Source organism: Qipengyuania sp. SM2512, assembly GCF_054954005.1.
Genome location: NZ_CM143134.1, coordinates 2,861,278 through 2,879,640, shown reverse-complemented (window position 1 = coordinate 2,879,640; position 18,363 = coordinate 2,861,278). Strand labels below are relative to the sequence as shown.

Sequence of the window (18,363 nt, the reverse complement as noted above, 5' to 3'; positions counted from 1 at the left end):
AAAAATTACACGGGAGATTTCCTTGAAAATTGCTGCCAAACGCTTGCTCGCCGCAAGCTCGATATCGCTCTTTGCCTTTTCCACGGCAGGTGCGGCCCAGGCGCCAGCGCAGACCTGGAGCGTCGAGGATTCGCTCGGTTCGGAAACCGTGGAAGTGCCGATCGAGGTCGACGAAGCAAGTTGGGTAGACCTCGATGTTTCGCCGGACGGCCGAACGATTGTATTTTCCGTCCTGGGAGATCTCTACGAGATGGCGTTTAGGGGTGGGGATCCTCGTCGGATTAGGTCGGGAGCGGCGTGGGAGATGCAGCCGCGTTATTCTCCAGATGGGAAGCACATAGCCTTTGTTTCGGATGCTGGTGGAGCGGACAACATCTGGTTGATGCGCAGTGACGGAAGTGAACCGAGGCAGCTTTCACAAGAGCGCTTTCGTACCGTCAACGAGCCGGTCTGGACGGCCGATGGTCGCTTCATCGCGGGAAGAAAGCACTTCACGACTGGCCGTTCCCTCGGAACAGGAGAGATCTGGCTCTATGGAGTGGATGGAGGAGCAGGTCTCCCTGTAGTGGAGCGACCTTCCGCAGCCCATCAGAAAGAGCAGGGAGAACCCGCCTTTTCCGCAAATGGCCGTTACCTTTACTACTCCCGCGATGCATCGAGCGGATCCATCTTCGAGTACGCGCAAGACTCCGGTGTTGGTGCGTTCCAGATCGAAAGGCGCGACCTGTCGAGCGGTGAAACCGAGACCGTTGTGCGCGGCTATGGTGGTGCGGCAAGGCCGGAGCCCTCGCCTGACGGAAGAAGCCTGGCCTTCGTTGCGAGGGAAGAAGGGTCTTCGGTCCTCAAAGTGTTGGAATTGGAATCAGGAGTTTCCCGAACAGTATCGAAACTCGATCGGGACATGCAAGAAAACTGGGCCATAGCCGGGGTCTATCCGAACTTCTCGTGGACGCCCGACAGTGAGCACCTCGTGTTCTGGGCGGGGGGAAAGATACAACGGGTCTCGTCGCGCGGCGGAGATGCGCAGGTAATCCCCTTTAGAATTTCCGATGAGCGCGAGGTGCGAAAGGCCTCGCGTCCGCAAGTCGAGGTGGCGCCCTCTGCATTCCGGACGAGGATGGTTCGCTTTCCGGCGGCTGCGGGTTTTGCCGGACCATTCGTGTTCGAACGCCTTGGGAAGCTTCACCTTCTTCGGAATGGGTTCGAGGAGCAGCTGACACGGCGCGATGGCCGGCAGCTTTTTCCTGCCGCATCTCCCGACGGACGCAAGATAGCATACGTCAGTTGGACTGACCGCGGTTTGGGGGACCTTGTAGTGAAGGATCTCGCCTCGGGCAGGGAGCGAACCGTGGCTGAGGCAGGGCATTATGCGAACCCACGGTTCGGGCCAGACAGTCGGATGCTCGCTTTCGAGAAGCGTCGTGCAGGTCGGCTCACGGACCCTTCCAACTCGCTGGATGCAGGCATTTACGTCGTAGATCTCGAAGGTGATCAAACCACCAGGGTCAGCGCCGAAGGCCGCAAACCGCACTTTTCCCGAGATTCCAAGCGCATATTCCTAGTCGAATTCGTCGACGGTCAGCTGGCTTTGACGAGCCGTCCCCTCTCGGGGGGTGACCGTCTGATCCATGCTCGCGGAGAGCTGGCGAGCGACTTCGAAATCGACCCGGCCGGCGAGTGGATCGTCTTTCAGGAGAACTACAGGGCCTATCTCGCGCCGGTAGTGCCGGGCGGAATCGCTCTGGATTTGTCAGCGGATACCAAGACGGTGACCGTCCGACCGGTTACCAGCGAATGGACATCATTCCCGACATTCGCGGCAGACGGAACATCATTGCTCTGGACACAGGCTGCCGATCTTCACTCGCTGCCGCGCGACCTCTTCGGTACGCTTGTGGAAGAGGCGATGGAGGGCACCAGCCATGTCGATGTTGGCAGGGACGTGAAGGTGTCTGCGCCCGAGGGCCGAATTGCCCTCGTCGGGGCGCGAGTGGTGACGATGACTGGAAGCGACGGAGGGATCATCGAGGATGGTGTGATCCTGATCGAGGGAAACAGATTGACCAAGATCGGAAGACGGGGCGAGGTCGTCGTTCCCGATGATTTCGAGGTCTTCGATGTAACCGGTCGCACGATCGTACCCGGATTCATTGATGCGCACGCTCACGGACCCATGAGCAATGACGGTCTGATTCCAGAACAGAATTGGTCCCTTGTTCAAGCCTTGGCTCTGGGCGTCACGACGTTGCACGATCCCGCCAGCGATTCGCATGACATCTTCGCGGCGGCGGAATTGCAGCGCGCAGGTGACCTGCTCGCCCCCCGGATATTTTCCTCGGGCAACACGATTTATGGTGCGAAGGCACCGGGCGCTTACGCCAGGATCGATGGCCTGGAGGATGCACTCGTACACGTGCGTCGTCTCAAGGCGGAAGGGGCCTTGAGCGTGAAAAACTACAATCAGCCCAGAAGAGAGCAGCGCCAGCAGATCCTTGAGGCGGCTCGCCGTGAGGGCATTCTGGTCGTCGCCGAAGGCGGCGCCCAGTACGCGCTGGGAATGACCCACGTCGTCGACGGCAATGCCACGCTTGAACATAACATTCCCCTGGAGACCTTTTACGATGACGTTCTCCAGCTCTTCGAGGGCGCGGATGTTAACAACACGCCGACGCTCGTCGTCACCTTCGGGGGACTCGCCGGCGACCCCTATTGGCGTCAGGCCACAAACCTCATGGAGCAGCCACTTCTGCAGGCGCACACACCGCCTGATGTCCTTCGTGCGGAGGGAGCTCGTCGCATTACGGCTCCCGAGGGATCGTTTGTCGACGACGAGGCTGCTCGAGAAGCCGCGAAACTTGCCGAGCGCGGCGTGCTCATCTCTAGCGGCGGCCATGGGCAGCAGGCAGGCATCTCGTTCCATTGGGATATGTGGTCGATGGTCCGTGGCGGCATGACGCCGCTTCAGGCGCTGGCCACTGGCACTGTAAACCCTGCCAGGGCGCTCGGCTTGGCTGCCGACATCGGCACGATCGAGGCGGGCAAGCTCGCCGACCTGGTTGTCCTGGAGGATGATCCCTTGACGGATATTCGCGCGACCGAGAGCGTCAACCTGGTCATGCAAGGCGGCAGACTTTTCGAGGCTCGCAGCATGACGCAGATTACGCCGAAGCCCCGAGAGAGATTGCCATACTGGTGGGAGTAAAGCGGGCAGTGTCGATGCAATCGATACTCGATGTTCCCGCAATGTCGTCCGCTATGGCCGTTGACAAAGTTTCTGAACGCGACGAGACAGAGATGGTGTATCGGATACTGGATCCAACCGATGCCGCAGGAGAGACCGGTCTTCAACCGGCGCCGAAGGAGCAACCGCCCCGGAAACTCTCAGGCACAAGGACTGCGGCTATCGGGCACTTCTGGAAAGAGGGTGGTGACACCCCGCCGAAGGAGAAAGCCCCGCGGCAAGCTCTCAGGCAAAACCGACAGAAGGGGCTGTGAGACGCGCAACTGCGCGTCTGATGGTTAGGAAGACAAGCTCAATGACGAACGATCAGAAGCCAGGAAAGCTTCCTCTGCATGATTGGCACTGCGCGCTGGGGGCCCGAATGGTGCCCTTTGCCGGTTACCTCATGCCGCTTCAGTATGAAGGCATCGTTCCGGAGCACGAGTGGACGAGGAACTCCGCAGGTCTCTTCGACGTGAGTCATATGGGTCAGCTGCGCATCACCGGTGATTGCGCGGCGGAGGATCTTGAAACGCTCCTCCCCGCTTCAATCTCCGGCTTGGCGAAGGGACGGATGCGTTACTCGCTTCTGTTGAACGAGGATGGCGGCATCCTCGATGATCTCATCGTCACGAACCGGGGAGATTACTATTCGCTCGTCGTCAATGGATCGATGAAGATGCAGGATATCGAGCATATCCGGCGGCATCTTTCCGCTGCGACTTCGCTTGAGTACGAACGGGAGCGCGCGCTGCTCGCGCTGCAGGGGCCGCTCTCACAGGATGTGTTAGAACAGATCGTTCCCGGGGTTTCCGATCTGGTCTTCATGACCGCTGGCACTTTCGATTGGGACGGGACGTCATTGTGGGTCAGCCGCGCCGGCTACACTGGCGAGGACGGTTTCGAGATAAGTGTGAAAGGCGATGACGCATCCCGTCTCGCCGATGCGATCCTGCGGGATGATCGGGTGCGTCCGGTTGGTCTTGGTGCGCGGGATTCGCTTCGTCTCGAGGGGGGCTTGCCTTTGTATGGGCATGATCTCGGGCCAGCGATCAATCCCGTATCTGCGGGCTTGAAGTTCGCGCTCTCGCCCAAGCGGCGTGAGGCAGGCGGATGGCTCGGCTATGATGCCTGCACTCGCATGATGAATGACGGCGTTGCGGAGCAGCGAACCGGCCTGCTGATCGAGGGACGTTTGCCAGCACGAGAGGGCGCGGCAGTCTTCAGCGGTGACCTCGAAGTGGGACGCGTCACGAGCGGCGGGTTTTCTCCCACTCTTAAGCAGCCCATCGCCATGGCGTATCTGAGTTTCGAATTCTCGAGCCCCGCACAGCCTCTGGAAATTGAGGTGCGAGGTCGGCGCATCGCTGCCCGAACGGTCCCGATGCCCTTTGTCCCCCATCGTTATTTTCGAGGAAATTAATTCCGTGACTAGATACTACACTGACGAGCATGAGTGGCTGGACCTAGCGGGGGATGTCGCCACCGTGGGAATCACGAACTATGCTCAGGAGCAGCTCGGCGACATCGTTTTCGTGGAGCTTCCAGAGCTAGGTACGAGACTTGCCAAAGGCGATGCAGCAGCGGTCGTCGAGAGCGTGAAGGCCGCGAGTGACGTCTTCTCGCCAGTGACGGGCGAAGTCGTAAAGCAGAACGGGGATCTCCAATCCGATCCGGGCCTCCTCAACGATGCACCGGAAGAGGCGGGCTGGATGTTCGCTGTAGCCATCGCTGAGCACGGCGAGCTCGAGGCGTTCATGGATGAAGATGCCTACAAATCCTTCTGCGACAGTCTCTGAGGGCGTAGATGCGCTACCTTCCTCTCACGGACCTCGATCGCGCCGCGATGCTCGAGAAGATTGGCTCACCCGATATGGATGCGCTGTTCGCCGACGTGCCGGAGGAGGCACGGCTGGTCGGACCTATCGAAGGCCTGCCGATGCAGGCCAGCGAAATGGTGGTCGAAGGCCATATGCGACGGCTCTCGAAGAAGAACCTTGCTGCTGGGGACGCGGCGTTTTTCTGCGGGGCTGGGGCTTATCGCCATCACGTGCCCGCATCCGTGGACCACATAATCCAACGCGGTGAATTCCTTACGGCGTATACGCCTTACCAGCCGGAGATCGCGCAGGGCACGCTGCAAATGCTGTTCGAGTTTCAGACGCAGGTAGCGCGCCTCTATGGCTGTGCGGTCGCCAATGCCTCGATGTATGACGGCTCCACTGCCTGCTGGGAAGCTGTGGCGATGGCGAGACGCGTCACGAAGAAGAACCTCGCCGTTCTCGGTGAAGGGCTGCACCCGCACTACGTCTCCGTGGTTCGAACCATGGCGAAATTTACCGGCGATTCCATCGCGGATCGAGCGCCAACGTTACAGGCATCGGCGGGTGAGGATGCGCTGATCGCGGAGATCGAGGCAAACGATCTTTCCTGCGTGGTGGTGCAGTACCCCGACATCCTCGGCCGCATACCCGACCTTGAGCGGATCGCCCAAGCCGCGCATGCAAAGGGCGCGCTGGTGATCGCGGTTAATACAGAACCCGTGGCACTGGGTGCGATTAAATCCCCCGGTGAATTGGGCGCGGATATCGTGGTGGGCGAAGGCCAGTCAATCGGCGTCGGCCTGCAATTCGGCGGGCCGTACCTGGGCTTGTTCGCAGTGCGCGACCCCAAGCATGTGCGACAGATGCCCGGTCGGTTGTGCGGCGAAACCACGGATGCCGAAGGCAAGCGCGGCTTCGTGCTCACTCTCTCTACGCGCGAGCAGCACATCCGCCGCGAGAAGGCGACGAGCAATATCTGCACCAATTCTGGCTTGTGCGCGCTGGCGTTCAGCGTCCACATGACCCTGCTGGGTGAAGAGGGCCTGCGTCGTCTTGCCGCCTGGAATCACGGGCTGGCATGCGAAGCTGCAGACGCGCTGGACAAGGTGCCCGGCGTGACGTTGCTGAACGATACCTTCTTCAACGAATTCACGATTCTGCTCGACCGTGATGCGCGCGAAGTCGCACGCGAACTTGCTGCTCGCGACATTCTGGGCGGCGTATCGCTTGGCCGCCTCTATCCCGAGGAGGACCAGCTAGCGCACGGTCTCGTGGTGGCGGTCACTGAAACTACCAGCAGCGAGGATATTGCGGTCCTTGCCGATGCGCTGAAGGAGGTGCTGGCATGAGCGCGCCCAACAAGTCCGGATGGAAGCCGGAGATGCAGGCGTTCGACAACGACGAGGTGCATAGTTACCCCGAAACGGCGACCGGCAATCGCGCACTGATGCTCGAAGAGCCGCTGATCTTCGAGATCGCGGGGACGGACACGACGGGCGTCGACCTGCCCGAGATCGAACACGGAGGCAGCGAGCGGCTCGGCAGCTTCGGGCGCAAGGACCCGATCGGCCTGCCGGGACTCTCGGAGCCGGAGACCATACGCCACTACACCCGGCTGAGCCGCCAGAACTACGCGATCGACCTCGGACTATTCCCGCTGGGATCGTGCACGATGAAGCACAATCCGCGTCTTAATGAGAAGGTCGCCCGGATGCCCGGTTTCGCGGACATCCATCCTTTGCAGCCGGTGTCCACCGTTCCTGGCGCGCTGGAGGTTATGAATGAGCTGGCACACTGGTTGATCGAACTCACCGGGATGCACGGTGTCGTCATGAGCCCCAAGGCCGGCGCACATGGCGAGTTGTGCGGCATCCTGTGCATCCGCGCCGCTCTGGAAGCGCGCGGCGACGCCCGCGCGGTAATCTTGGTGCCGGAAAGCGCCCACGGCACCAATCCCGCTACTGCCGCCTTTGCCGGGTACAAGGTGGAGGACATTCCTGCGACGGCGGAAGGGCGCGTCGATCTTAAAGCGTTGAAGGCGCGGCTCGGCCCGGACGTGGCGGGGGTGATGATCACCAATCCCAATACTTGCGGCCTGTTCGAACGCGACATGAAGGCGATTTCCGACGCGGTCCATTCGGTGGGTGGCTTCGTCTATTGCGACGGCGCCAATTTCAACGCCATCGTCGGGAAGGTGCGCCCAGGCGATCTCGGCGTGGATGCCATGCACATCAACCTGCACAAGACCTTCTCCACTCCGCACGGCGGCGGCGGTCCCGGTTCGGGTCCGGTGGTACTGTCGGAAGCGCTGAGCCCCTATGGCCCGCTGCCATTCACCGCGCGCACGAAGGATGGCGTCGTCCACCTCATCGAAGAGGAGAATGCAGGCGAGTTCGGACACACGCAGGCGTTCGGTCGCATGACCGCCTTTCACGGCCAGATGGGCATGTTCACCCGCGCGCTGACTTACATCCTGAGCCACGGGGCCGACGGGCTGAAGCAGGTCGCCGAAGATGCGGTGCTGAACGCGAACTACATCCTGCGTAGCCTGGAGGACGTGCTGGATGCGCCGTTCGGCGCGAGCGGCCCTTGCATGCATGAAGTGCTGTTTTCCGATAAGGATTTTGCCGAGGGGCTCTCCACGCTCGATCTAGCCAAGGGGCTGATCGATGAAGGCTACCATCCAATGACCATGTATTTCCCGCTTGTGGTGCATGGCGCGATGTTGGTCGAACCGACGGAGACCGAAAGCAAGGCGGCACTGGACCAGTTCATCGGGGCGCTGCGCAGCGTGGCGGAACGCGCGAAGGCGGGGGACCAGAGCCTGAAGCAGGCACCCTATTATGCACCGCGCCGGCGGCTGGACGAAACGCAGGCAGCGCGCAGTCCGCTGTTAAGCTGGTAGATCTTGCGAACTGCAAGACCTGAGTCGCTTATGCCTCACCCATGAGAGGAGAGAAATGAATGCGAGTTATCTGCAGTGTGGTGAGTATGGCGACCCTGTTCGTCTCTGTTCCTGGTGGGGCTTCAGAATCGCTGACGCTTGAGCCGTCCTCCCATTGGCAGCTGAACTACGACCGCGGTTCATGTCGGCTCTCGCGAACCTTTGGCGAAGGTGAGAATCAATTGCTGGCCCATTTCATTCGATATACTCCCTCGCCTGATTTTGAAGTTCTGCTCGTCGGAGAGCCCGTTGACGGACGAAACGCGCCCCTCGAGTACAGCTTCCTGCCGTCGCGTGCGAAGCAGAGCACAGACTTGGCGATGTTCGGCGAGACGCAGGACGGTAGGCCCAGTCTGTTCCTCACATATCAGTTCCAGGGAGAGCTCGAGAACCGTGACGAGTTGTCGCGCCCTGAGAGGGAGGCTCTTCTTGCACAAGAAGTCAGGCATATCACCAGCCTTCGCGTGAGCCGCGGCGTCGAGACATCGGTCGATCTGCAAATGCCGGGCTTCGCGAAGGCCTTGGATGCCATGGATCGATGTCTGGCCGATCTGGTATCGAGCTGGGGGCTCGATCCTGGGAAGCGGACCGAAATTGCGAAAGGACCGGTCGCCATTAATGCTCGAGAGTGGGCCAAGAACATAGATTATCCGGAGAGACTGCTTTTTAGGGACTCTCGTGGGAAGGTGACCCTGCGCCTCCTGGTAGACGAGGAAGGTAATGCCTCCCAGTGTCAAATCCTCGATGAAGCCTATGATTCCGAGTTCGGGAAGGCCGCTTGCGAAGGTATTTCGCAGGTCGCCAGGTTTGAGCCGGCGTTGGACGCTGAATCACATCCGATAACCGATTTTTACGTAGCGACCATCCGTTTCGCCATGCCCGAGATCGAAGATGGGCGGCGGCTTCGCTGATCGCAGATTTTCTGCTCTTTTTGGAACGCGCCTTTTTCCGGGGAAGGAGGACAAGATAAGGCAAAGATATAGGCGACAATGGTCCGCGGGACGCGCTTTCGTCTCGCTCAGGCTGCTCAGCAATATGCAGAAAGAGTGCTCACTTCCCGCGCGAAGTAAACTCTTTGTAGCCTCAATTGAACTCATATTCATTAGTGATCAGCCGCTTCGCGAACTCGGCTGAGATCAGGCTGCAGGCTTCATGCAATCCACTGTTTTTCTGACCGTTGCAGAAATCAGCGACACTTTTAAGGCAGAGGAAGTCGGGCTTGGCCATTCTGGTCGTGCGGCAGGCTAGGTAGAAGCCGTAACTTTCCATGTCGACTGCGTAGATGTTCTCGTCCAGGCCGCTTATCCGCTCGAGTATCTCCTCGCTAGTCACTACAGCGGAGCCGGAACCGGCCGCCGCGCGACGAATGCGCCATCCCTCAATGGCGCCATCACTCAACTCCTTAACTCGGCGCTCCAATTCTGCCGGGTTGGACTCATCGCGTGCAATGACGGTCCTAACGAGGTGATCGATGCCATTTTCTTCGACCGATAGAGGCGTTGGGCGCGGCTCGAAGGAAATCGATGGGGCTGCGTCCGGTTGCTCCCACTTCTCGGTCCATTTTCCATAGTCCCACGCGAAACTCGTCGTGAAGGCCACGAGATCACCTGGCCCCGTGCGCTCCCGCCTTCCGCCGCAGAACCCGGTCATAAGCATGAGGCGCGGACGATAAAGCGAAATCAACGCCTGCGTCTCCGACGCCGCTGGTGCCTGTCCGCTCTTCCCGATCTTCAGCAAGACACCCTTGCGCATCGCGCCCTCCTTGGAGCGAAACGGGAACTGGCTGATGTCCTTAATCCCGGTGGCGCGCAGCTCCAGCAGTTCATCGTAAGGCGCGGCTTCCTTGTCGAGGGCCGTCACGATTGCAACGTCTACCCCGTATGCGGAATGCGAGACGATCTCCCGGGCACGCCGGCTACTCCGCACGTAGCGGACTTTCTGAGCGACCATCTCCTTCCACACCCCGTCCGAATTCTCGGGAATGCTGGCCATCAAATGTTCGCTGATGCTGTTCTTCACCAGTGATAGAGCATCTTCGTCCGCAGTGATGCCGAGGATATCGGCAGGGACTTTGTACGCCGGTTCGTTGATGATCTGCTTCAGAAGCAGGTTCACGTTCTGCAAGCTTGGTTCACCGAACTTCGCGTCGACCGGCAGGGTCAGATCCAGGATCATCAGATCGTAAAACCGTTCGCGCAGGATATCTCGGGCTCCCAGAAGGTCCTCCCGGACGTCGATTTCGCAATCCGGTGCTTCCTTGGCGACGATTTCCCGAAGTACTGAGGAGACCTCCTTACGATCGTGGACGATGAGGGTTCTCACGACGCAATTCTCCCGCTTACAAGGGCACGAAGCTGGTCGTCCCATCCGGGTGGGCCATGTCGGACCAGACCGATAACGAAGTCGTCGAGGTATTTCCGCATCTCCCGCTCCACGTCTTGGAGTCCCAAGACGATTTCGTGGTCGCCTTGGGGGCGGGGGGAGGGGAATGTTTCAAAACCGGTTATCACGATAGTCGGGATCTCTTTTCTAAGATTTCTCATGCGGCTGGCGAGTTGAAGTCCGCCTGTGAACTCATGGTTGCCGCGTGCGTTTTTGGACCCGTTGGCGCTTATGTCGAGAGAGACATCAAGAAGCAGCAGGTCCCACCCCCCTGCGTAGATACGATCGCGGCCTTGGATCATGTCCGCTGCGCGCACGATCTCCGTTCCCTCCGGAACGATCGAGGCGAGAACTGCTTCGATCTGGTCCCATTTTAGCTGAGTGTCTTCTACTACCAGTACCCTTTTAAGCGTTGGCATCATTGGCCCCGGTCTCCGGAAGTTCCAGGAGCAGATGGTAGAAGTCGCGCCGCGCTATCGATACGATTTCGGTTTCCTCGTCCAAGATCGTGGAGCAACTCGCCGCAATCTTCAGGCATCCGGAATTTCCCTCAGTTGCGATCGCGGCCAGAATATCGTCATAAGCGCGCTTCCGTACCGGCTGTCTAAGTTCGGTCTGTAACCTCTTTTTTGAGCGGTTCGAAAAAGCGTAGAGGCCACGCTCACCATTCCCGGCGAGCCGAGTAACCCGCAGTGGCGAGGATGCTCTGCCATGCTCAATCACATTGAAGAATATCTCTCGAAGCATGTCGAATGCGATCTTGACCTGCGTAGCTGTGAACTGGACGGAACTGGTCCGCGCATCGATCCTGACATCGAACTTTGGATCTCCGCCGACATCCTGGAGCAGAAGCGCCGTTGCCGTCCCGAGTTGTTCTAGGTTCACGGTCCCACCGGAAGCGGTATCGACCCCTCCGAACCACTCCTGCAACTCCACAATGCGTCGTTGCATTGCCTCAATCACTGCGGTGTGGACCCGGAGCATCTCGCCATCGGTTGCTTGTGCAGGCAGGTTGTTCGATTGCCTAAGTGTCTCGAAGGCATGCGCTAGGAGACCGGGTAGTTCTGAAACGAAATGTTCGCCGGAGCAACTGACTTGGATGCGCAGCTTTTGCCTCAACCAGTGGACGACGTGATCGATGATTCCTTCGAGAGCTTCTTCACCCTTGGCTGCATCAAGGAGCTCCAGAACCTCCTCCTGGCTTGGAACGATGTCGAACAAAGCCTCTGGTTTGCCGTCGCGCTTGGTGTGCAGCCGTCTATTGCACCACTTTTCGACCTCGCGCTCCATTTCGATTCGATAGAGTTCAACCATCTCGTTTTGCAGGTTCGGCGGAACGTCCGGAATTGCTGTCCGCGGGAATTCGGGAAGGGCTGCCCAGAGTTCCTGCTGAATCTTGCTGTGCCTGAACCGCCCGGAGAGGATCACCTCGAGGCCGAACGCGCCGTGTTCGAAGAACTCGAGGATGATGCCGGTGACGACGTTGAAGAGCGCGGTTTCGCTCACCCGGATGCGGTAGTCTTCCTTACGTCCGTTGGGATAGGTGACAGGGATGGTCGTGAGACCGCTCTGTGTGCCGGACTCCTCTAGTGCGGGGCGCAGGGATTCGTAGACTTTGAAGACATCCTCGAAGTTCCCCAGCGCGTCCCGACGAAAGGTCGCCCAAGGTATTTCGAATTTCCCGCTGTTAAGGTTGGACAAGAGGAGATCCGACGTGAGCGCCTTAACTTCACTCTCGTAGGCCTCCCTGCTGAGCAGATCGAACCCCGTACGCCGAATGCACGCTTCAAGTGCTTTGACCCGGTAGTCGAGCGCCGTGAGATGGTCCGGGGCCAAAGCGTTTAGTATCAGATTGGCAGGGGTGAGGAGTCGTCTCACAAAGGCGGTGGCGTATTCCTGGTACTCATCCATGAGCGTCTGCACAAAGTCATCCGGTCCCTTGGCAGCGACAAGGGATTCGAGCACTGTATCAAGGTCGGTCGGGTCGCTTAACCACTCCCCTTCCTTGAGAAGCAGCACGTAGGCACCGTCGAATCCGAGGAAATAGTCCAGGCGAAACGTTCTAAGCACTTCCTCGACCCACGGCCAGTCGATACCGGACAAGTAACTGGGCTTGTAGGGTGCCGACTTTCGCACGGTCTGCGTCCATTGCTGGATTCGGCCCTCTTCCTGCAATTTCCTCAAGGTCCACTGCAGCCTGTGGATCCAGGTGCGATCTTCGACGGACTCGGTGAGAGCAATGGCCGCCTCTGTCTGTCTGTTCATTTCGTGGAGGTCGTGCGAGAAGGTTATGCCGCCCTGATTCAACTGGCGAAATCCGTCAGTCCCCGATGGTGCCGATATCATGTAGAGAGTAATGCTTCGCGTCATTGCAAGCATGGTTAGGAGAGCGTGTCGTTCCAAGGCGGGTGCGGCTCTGTCGATCATGTAGAGACTGCGCAGCACTGCCAGAACGTAGCGGCCACCGTCCGTGAACGACCAATTGTTCTGAGTGGCAGTGATTTTCGAGAAATCTCCTGGGTCCGGGTACTTGCATGTACGCATGCGCTGAAGAATGCCGATGCAGGCGTCGTTCGCGTCGGTTTGCACTTTTCCATCGAACGTGAGGAGCTGACAGTGGGCAGCTGCGTCTTCGGAGGAGAGCTGAAACCTATCGCCGAGTTCCTTCTTGCCGGGCCGGACAGAGAAGATTGCCGGTCCGGCAAGAATCGCCAGCAGGTCAGCGGCTCTCCTCGACCCTAGCGCTTCCTCGCAGTAGCGAAGGAAGCTTTCCATCTCCCGCGAGAGGGGCTGCCCGTTGGAAATTGCCTCCTCGGCGAAAGCAATGATGGTTTCGCAGGCGTCGTAGGGATGTCCCATGAGCGCCACGTAGACGCGGAAGGCAAGATTGAATGCGCGCCCTGCGTCCTCGTGGAGCAGGAGCAGCATGGAATCTCGTTCGACCCCCTGGCTGTCGTAAGGAAACAGGTAGACTAGAGAAAGCTTGAGACTTTCGAGAGCGGGCTGGGCGATAAAGCGAAACGCCAGCGGATAGGTGAGATGGGTGAGCACCCAACTGTTTCGAGGAAAGCGGCGCTCCAGGGTCTGCCGAATAGCTTCCGCCGCCGTCGGCTGCGTGGCGCAGGCGTACTTTATTGCGAAGAGCGAAGGAGCCGCTTGCGAGGAGAACTCTATACCCTTCTGATCCGGCTCCGCTCGTCCCAGCAGCCGAGAACTCAGAAGGTCGTTCGCGGCCTGGATCTCCCTGATGCTATCGAGGTTCGCGGCGGCATAATCTCGCACGAGCGCCAGCAGATTGTTCTGACTAATCGCAGTTCCCTGCTTTTTCAGTCGTTCGAGCACCCTGAAGTCTCTGTCGCCAAACGCGAACGAGCTCCATCCGCTGCGCAACGCGAAAAATCTCTCTGCTAGGAAGGGCGACAAATCCGGCACGCGTTTTTGGCCCAGCTTGATGAGCCCCCTGAAGATCTCCTGACGATGTTCAAGGTAGGTCCCGCCGCCGCGGGCGATGTTGCGTAGGGTAGACATGGTCGTCAGATCGCCAGGTTTTAGATCTTGATTGGATCCAGAACCTTAGGTGCCACTTAGCGGCCATGTAAGGGTGTGCAGGGACTTATACGCAACCGTCCCTAGACTTGCTCACCTGGGGCGAACTGATGCGTCGGTGGAGGAGCGCTCGCTCGAGTAGGCTCGCGAAGCCTCGCGATGTGGCACGCAGGCTGTCGAAGTCGGCGCGATCAGCGTTTGTGCAAGCAATCCGCTTCCACGAAATCGTTCTGGCACTGCTTTTCCTTCCTTACGTCTGCACTCGAAACGCACCGTGCGTGCAGCAATTTGTCGGCACTTTATTAATATCGGTATAATTTCGCGGTTTTTAAGGTGCCGATGATCCCGAGGCGCTGGAGTGGATCAAGCCCTTCATCGGCGGCGCCGGTAGCATCGCCCCAAGCGTATGTCCAATGCGCGCAAGTTTAGCGATTAGAGTATCATCTAAGGAACGGTCGTCTTGGCACATTCACAGCAACACCGAGCACAATCAGCGCGGCGGCCGAGATTTTCCAGATCTGCATCGGTTCGCCGATCAGCACTGCTGCTGCACCGAGCCCGACCACAGGGACGAGCAAGCTCAAGGGGGCGATCTTAGAGGCAGGATGATTGGCGAGCAGCCAATTCCAAATTCCATAACCTACGAGCGAGTTTCCGATACCCTGCCATGCAGCTGCGAGCCAGTCGGTGGCGTTCGCAGTCGCGATCGACTCAATCAATTGATCAGTGCCATGTAGAAAGAAGGCGAGCGCCATCAGGAAGGGAACTGCTGCAAGGCTGCTCCAGGTCACCAGCGCCAGAGCCTCTCCCTTGGGACAACCCTTGGCAAGAATGTTACCTCCCGCCCAGCAAGCTGCGGCAGCAAGACACAGTGATATGCCGACACCGTCAATGTCGGTCGAGCCATCTCTTGCAACGAGGAACAATCCAGCGGTTGCTAGCGCAAGTCCCAACCAAGTCCGACGGGAGAGCGCTTCACCATGAAGAACTGCTGCCAAGAGAACTGTAAAGAGGGCCTGCAATTGGATGAGCGCCGACGCCAGGCCGGGCGAGACATGTCCGTCCATGGCGATGAAGAGCAGTCCGAACTGACCGAAACCGATGAACAGGCCGTATGCGATCGTGCGGAGGCGGGTGATGGCGGGGGGCTTGAGGAAAAGCACGAGAGGAATCGCCGCGAAAGCAAAACGCAATGTGGCGAAGAGCAAGGGCGGGAATGCGGTCAGGCCCTGATGGATTACAACGAAGTTGGTCCCCCAGATAATGATCACGGCCAGAGCAGCCAGCGAATGCTTGAGCGGTAGTCCCAGCAAGGTAGCGTCAGTTCTGGAGGCGCTTGTCGACGGCTTCTGCCATGAGAGCACCGAGTTGTGGGCCGTGAGCAGGATAAAGATATGGCTCGATCACCTCTGCCTCCATCAGCAGATGGTCCGCGCCGCGAACGAGAAGGTCGATGCGGGCGTACAAGGGGGTCGCGCCTGGCATAGCGTCGACGACAGAACGCGCGAAGCTTTTAGCTTCGTTTGACGGAGTGACCTCATGCTCCGTTCCCCCGTAGACCGACTGGATGCGATAGTCCCCGTCCGCTGCACGTTTGAGCACGGCGTGACTAAATTCTCCGTCGATGAAGATCATGGAGAGTTCGCCAGAGCTCGTGACCTCGTCCACGAAAGGCTGGATCATCGCCGGCGCTCCGAATTTCCAGCGGTCGAGGTCAGGTTGCGACCTGGAGATGATCTCTTGCCCTTCTGCCCCTGCTCCCACACGTTTCTTCACCACCAGACGTTCGGTTTCGAAGGTTTCAAAGGCCCGTTTCAGCGTGTGGGGACCAGGGCGGGCGGACCAGATGGTCGGAATGGTAGAGATCCCGGCGCACGCAAGTTCCTTCAGATAGGCTTTGTCGATGTTCCACCGGACGAGGTCGGGTGAGTTGAAACACGGAATACCTTGAGCTTCTAGCTCTTCGAGCTTGGCGATGAATGAACGTTGTTGTTGCGAATAGTCCCACGGCGTGGCGATCAATGCCGCGGCGAACGGGGCGAATTCGCTCAGTGGCGCCTGCCAGTCAATCTCGGCAAGCTCAAGGCCGCGTTCCGCGAATGGGCCGGTTAGCGCTGCTAATTGCGCATCGTGCTCGAAAGCGTCGGGGCGCCGTGTCGGCGAGTTGGAAAGTGTCTCGGCGCAGGCGAGAAAAGCGATTCTGATCATCGTGGTGGTCGTCTTTACGAAATGTCGGCTTGAGCTAATCGGGTTATAGAATGGCTAGCCAATCGGCATTCCGGGAGGAACCACGGCTCCCTTCACTTCCGTCACCCTTTTCCGAAGGCGTTCTCGATCCTCAATCAAGTCTGCCATTTCGCTTTGCCAAAGCCGTGCGGTGCTTTTCCTAGCGGACGCCCTGAGCCGTTTGGCGAAATCATCCAGTGACCCGGTCGCGATCAAGGCGACCTCTGGATCTTGCGCGTCCTCGAGCGTCGCAAGCGACAAAGCGGCGCGATAGGCCACTCTACGTCCTGCGGGGCTTCCCAGATCGTCGCTGATGACCGCAAGAGTGCGGCTGATTATCTCGGCTGCGCCGGGCTGGCTGGGATCGGAGGCGTTCTGAAGAATCGCCCGTGAAAGCCGCGAGGGTTCTAGTAGGACGTCGAGGACTATCTGAGCGCCGACATCTGCCGCCACGAGCGGGTCAAATATCGAAGGTCCGGCTGTCGCGAATACCTCCCTCGCAAACTGCGGGTCGCTGTTGCCTGCCGCAGCCCCACTCAGAACATGCGCCAAGTGAGTAGGGACCGTGAGCCTCTCTGCCTGCAGCGCCAACAGGAGCGCATCGAGAGCCCGCTGTTGCTGGGTGGGTTCAACGGGCCGCGTCGCGCGAGCGGACGGTGAGCCTGAAACGCCATAATCGTAACGCAGGCCACCCACGAGTTTGGCTGTCGCTTCGACTTGGTAGCGGTGAAGCAACCAGACAGGGACGAACGCGCGCTGAAGTTCCGATAAGGACCTGCCAGGCCGGATTGACTGCGCGTCGAAGTTCTCGACAGCGGCATCCCGCACGGCGAGCATCCGCAAGAGTTCGTCAACCGGCTCTGTTCCATCATCCCACAGACCGCCTGCAGGATTTGCTCCGCTCAAGGGACGAGCATCGTCATCCGCTATGAAGGCGAGCCCTTCCGCCTGCGAATTTTCCAATGTCGTGCTTGCGATTGTAGGGTCGTCGGATTCCGTGCCATAGAGCCATTTGATGGCGAAGCGGTCCCACTCGCCTAGGCCCGTCCCATAGGCATCTTCGACGGAGATGGTGCCATCGACAAGTTCGACGCGCGGTGCCGGGTAATCCATGACGGAAGAACGGTGCTGTGAACTTCCAGCGAAGTTGTGGACCAGGCCAAGCGCGTGACCGACCTCGTGCGCCGCAAGTTGGCGTATTCTGGCCAGCGCTGCGGTTCTGGCCGCCTCGTCACCCACTTGAAGCGCGTCGAAAATGAGGAGATCCTGGCGCACTCTTAATGAGCCAAGCAGGACGGATCCTTTGATAATCTCCCCAGTCCTGGGATCGGCGATTGCTTGGCCGTAAGACCAGCCCCTCGTTTCTCGGTTGACCCAGTTTATCACGTTGTGTCGGATGTCCATCGGATCGAGTTCGCCAGGCATTATCCGAACGTCGAAGGCGTCGATGTAGCCAGCGGCTTCGAAGGCCTCCCTCCACCAGCCCGCTCCTTCCAGGAGTGCGCTGCGGATGGGCTCCGGAGCTTCCCGATCAACATAGAAGACGATTGGCTCGACCACGCGCGACCGCGGAGCGCCGGGGTCTGTCTTCTCCAGCCGGAAGCGGTTCGCGAGTTCGGCGACTACCGGCTCTCCCAAGGGGGCATTGAAGTCGATAGTCTGCGTCGCGATGCCTCCAATTCGCGGATCGAGCGGTCGCGGCACATAGCCATTTTCCGGTAAGCTCACGAAGCTGTGGTGGACCTCAAGAGTGGCCTGCCTCTCGGCAGGCCCAGGAATCTCAGATCGGCCGTTTTCGGCCTCGAAAGTGAGCAACGCATCGATTTCGGCGTTGCGGGGAAAAGTTCGCAGGCTGGAGGGATCGACCAGACTTTTGTCGTCGACGAGCGCGAAGCTGCTGCTTGAATCGCCGCCCAGTGTCTTGGCGAGATCCGACGTATCTGCCTGCAGCACAGGGGTTAGATCGAAGGTAAAGCTCCCGTCTGGTTGCTCGTCGACGATGTCCGCAATCAGAATGGTCCTGCGAGCAAAGCTGTCGGAAACCGCATCGCGTCCATATGCCGGCCGGCCTGAAGTTCGCAGGCGCGGATCGATGTACTGGATGACAGCTTTTTTGCCGATCCTGCGGATTTGCATCAATTGGGCGTCGGAAACGCTCGCTCGGTCCAGGCCCACGTCCGAAGAGCCAATGCCAGTCCTGAGTGTCGTAACGTGGAGGAAGG

The 18,363-nt window shown here is 59.3% G+C and carries 12 protein-coding genes and 2 riboswitches; of the genes, 6 read left to right on the top strand and 6 right to left on the bottom strand.

Features of this window, described 5'->3' with window-relative positions:
* Positions 1–22: 22 nt before the first annotated feature.
* The 6 genes from ACQ5J0_RS14255 (at position 23) to ACQ5J0_RS14230 (ending at position 8,898) form a co-directional block, all read left to right on the top strand.
* Positions 23–3,202 (top strand): amidohydrolase family protein, encoded by a 3,180-nt coding sequence (locus ACQ5J0_RS14255; RefSeq protein ID WP_462568244.1) that lies wholly within the window; start codon positions 23–25, stop codon positions 3,200–3,202.
* Between the two features lie 116 nt (positions 3,203–3,318).
* A riboswitch (glycine riboswitch) is annotated at positions 3,319–3,407 on the top strand.
* Positions 3,408–3,493: riboswitch (glycine riboswitch) on the top strand.
* 43 nt (positions 3,494–3,536) lie between these two features.
* Positions 3,537–4,643, top strand: coding sequence for a glycine cleavage system aminomethyltransferase GcvT (gcvT, locus tag ACQ5J0_RS14250; RefSeq protein WP_462568242.1), 1,107 nt, complete (start codon positions 3,537–3,539; stop codon positions 4,641–4,643).
* A 4-nt stretch (positions 4,644–4,647) separates the two neighbouring features.
* On the top strand, positions 4,648–5,019 hold the full coding sequence (gene gcvH / locus ACQ5J0_RS14245) for a glycine cleavage system protein GcvH (protein ID WP_462568241.1): 372 nt from the start codon (positions 4,648–4,650) through the stop codon (positions 5,017–5,019).
* 8 nt (positions 5,020–5,027) lie between these two features.
* Complete coding sequence (gcvPA, locus tag ACQ5J0_RS14240; protein WP_462568239.1) at positions 5,028–6,392, top strand: aminomethyl-transferring glycine dehydrogenase subunit GcvPA; 1,365 nt, start codon at positions 5,028–5,030, stop codon at positions 6,390–6,392.
* A complete protein-coding gene (gene gcvPB, locus ACQ5J0_RS14235; RefSeq protein WP_462568237.1) occupies positions 6,389–7,948 on the top strand; it encodes an aminomethyl-transferring glycine dehydrogenase subunit GcvPB in 1,560 nt (519 codons plus the stop codon). The genes gcvPA and gcvPB overlap by 4 nt, the downstream gene beginning before the upstream one ends.
* An 86-nt stretch (positions 7,949–8,034) precedes the next feature.
* Positions 8,035–8,898 (top strand): energy transducer TonB, encoded by an 864-nt coding sequence (locus ACQ5J0_RS14230; RefSeq protein ID WP_462568236.1) that lies wholly within the window; start codon positions 8,035–8,037, stop codon positions 8,896–8,898.
* 172 nt (positions 8,899–9,070) lie between these two features.
* On the opposite strand, the gene ACQ5J0_RS14225 is transcribed toward ACQ5J0_RS14230, so the two are convergent.
* The 6 genes from ACQ5J0_RS14225 to ACQ5J0_RS14200 form a co-directional block, all read right to left on the bottom strand.
* Positions 9,071–10,309, bottom strand: a complete 1,239-nt coding sequence (locus ACQ5J0_RS14225) for a phosphorylase family protein (RefSeq protein ID WP_462568234.1) — start codon at positions 10,307–10,309, stop codon at positions 9,071–9,073.
* Positions 10,306–10,791: a hypothetical protein gene (locus ACQ5J0_RS14220; protein WP_462568232.1), complete on the bottom strand. Its 486-nt coding sequence runs from the start codon at positions 10,789–10,791 to the stop codon at positions 10,306–10,308. Before ACQ5J0_RS14220 ends, ACQ5J0_RS14225 begins: the two co-directional genes overlap by 4 nt.
* Positions 10,775–13,897, bottom strand: coding sequence for a hypothetical protein (locus ACQ5J0_RS14215; protein WP_462568231.1), 3,123 nt, complete (start codon positions 13,895–13,897; stop codon positions 10,775–10,777). The genes ACQ5J0_RS14220 and ACQ5J0_RS14215 overlap by 17 nt, the downstream gene beginning before the upstream one ends.
* Before the next feature lie 458 nt (positions 13,898–14,355).
* Positions 14,356–15,228: an EamA family transporter gene (locus ACQ5J0_RS14210; RefSeq protein ID WP_462568230.1), complete on the bottom strand. Its 873-nt coding sequence runs from the start codon at positions 15,226–15,228 to the stop codon at positions 14,356–14,358.
* 7 nt (positions 15,229–15,235) lie between these two features.
* Positions 15,236–16,123 (bottom strand): ATP-grasp domain-containing protein, encoded by an 888-nt coding sequence (locus tag ACQ5J0_RS14205; RefSeq protein ID WP_462568228.1) that lies wholly within the window; start codon positions 16,121–16,123, stop codon positions 15,236–15,238.
* A gap of 54 nt (positions 16,124–16,177) precedes the next feature.
* Complete coding sequence (locus ACQ5J0_RS14200) at positions 16,178–18,277, bottom strand: zinc-dependent metalloprotease (RefSeq protein WP_462568226.1); 2,100 nt, start codon at positions 18,275–18,277, stop codon at positions 16,178–16,180.
* Positions 18,278–18,363 lie beyond the last annotated feature (86 nt).

Coding starts and splice junctions, on each gene's coding strand:
- gcvT (WP_462568242.1), top strand. CDS start 3,537: ATGACGAACGATCAGAAGCCAGGAAAGCTTCCTCTGCATGATTGGCAC.
- gcvPA (WP_462568239.1), top strand. CDS start 5,028: ATGCGCTACCTTCCTCTCACGGACCTCGATCGCGCCGCGATGCTCGAG.
- gcvPB (WP_462568237.1), top strand. CDS start 6,389: ATGAGCGCGCCCAACAAGTCCGGATGGAAGCCGGAGATGCAGGCGTTC.
- ACQ5J0_RS14230 (WP_462568236.1), top strand. CDS start 8,035: ATGGCGACCCTGTTCGTCTCTGTTCCTGGTGGGGCTTCAGAATCGCTG.
- ACQ5J0_RS14220 (WP_462568232.1), bottom strand. CDS start 10,791: ATGATGCCAACGCTTAAAAGGGTACTGGTAGTAGAAGACACTCAGCTA.
- ACQ5J0_RS14215 (WP_462568231.1), bottom strand. CDS start 13,897: ATGTCTACCCTACGCAACATCGCCCGCGGCGGCGGGACCTACCTTGAA.
- ACQ5J0_RS14205 (WP_462568228.1), bottom strand. CDS start 16,123: ATGATCAGAATCGCTTTTCTCGCCTGCGCCGAGACACTTTCCAACTCG.
- ACQ5J0_RS14200 (WP_462568226.1), bottom strand. CDS start 18,277: ATGCAAATCCGCAGGATCGGCAAAAAAGCTGTCATCCAGTACATCGAT.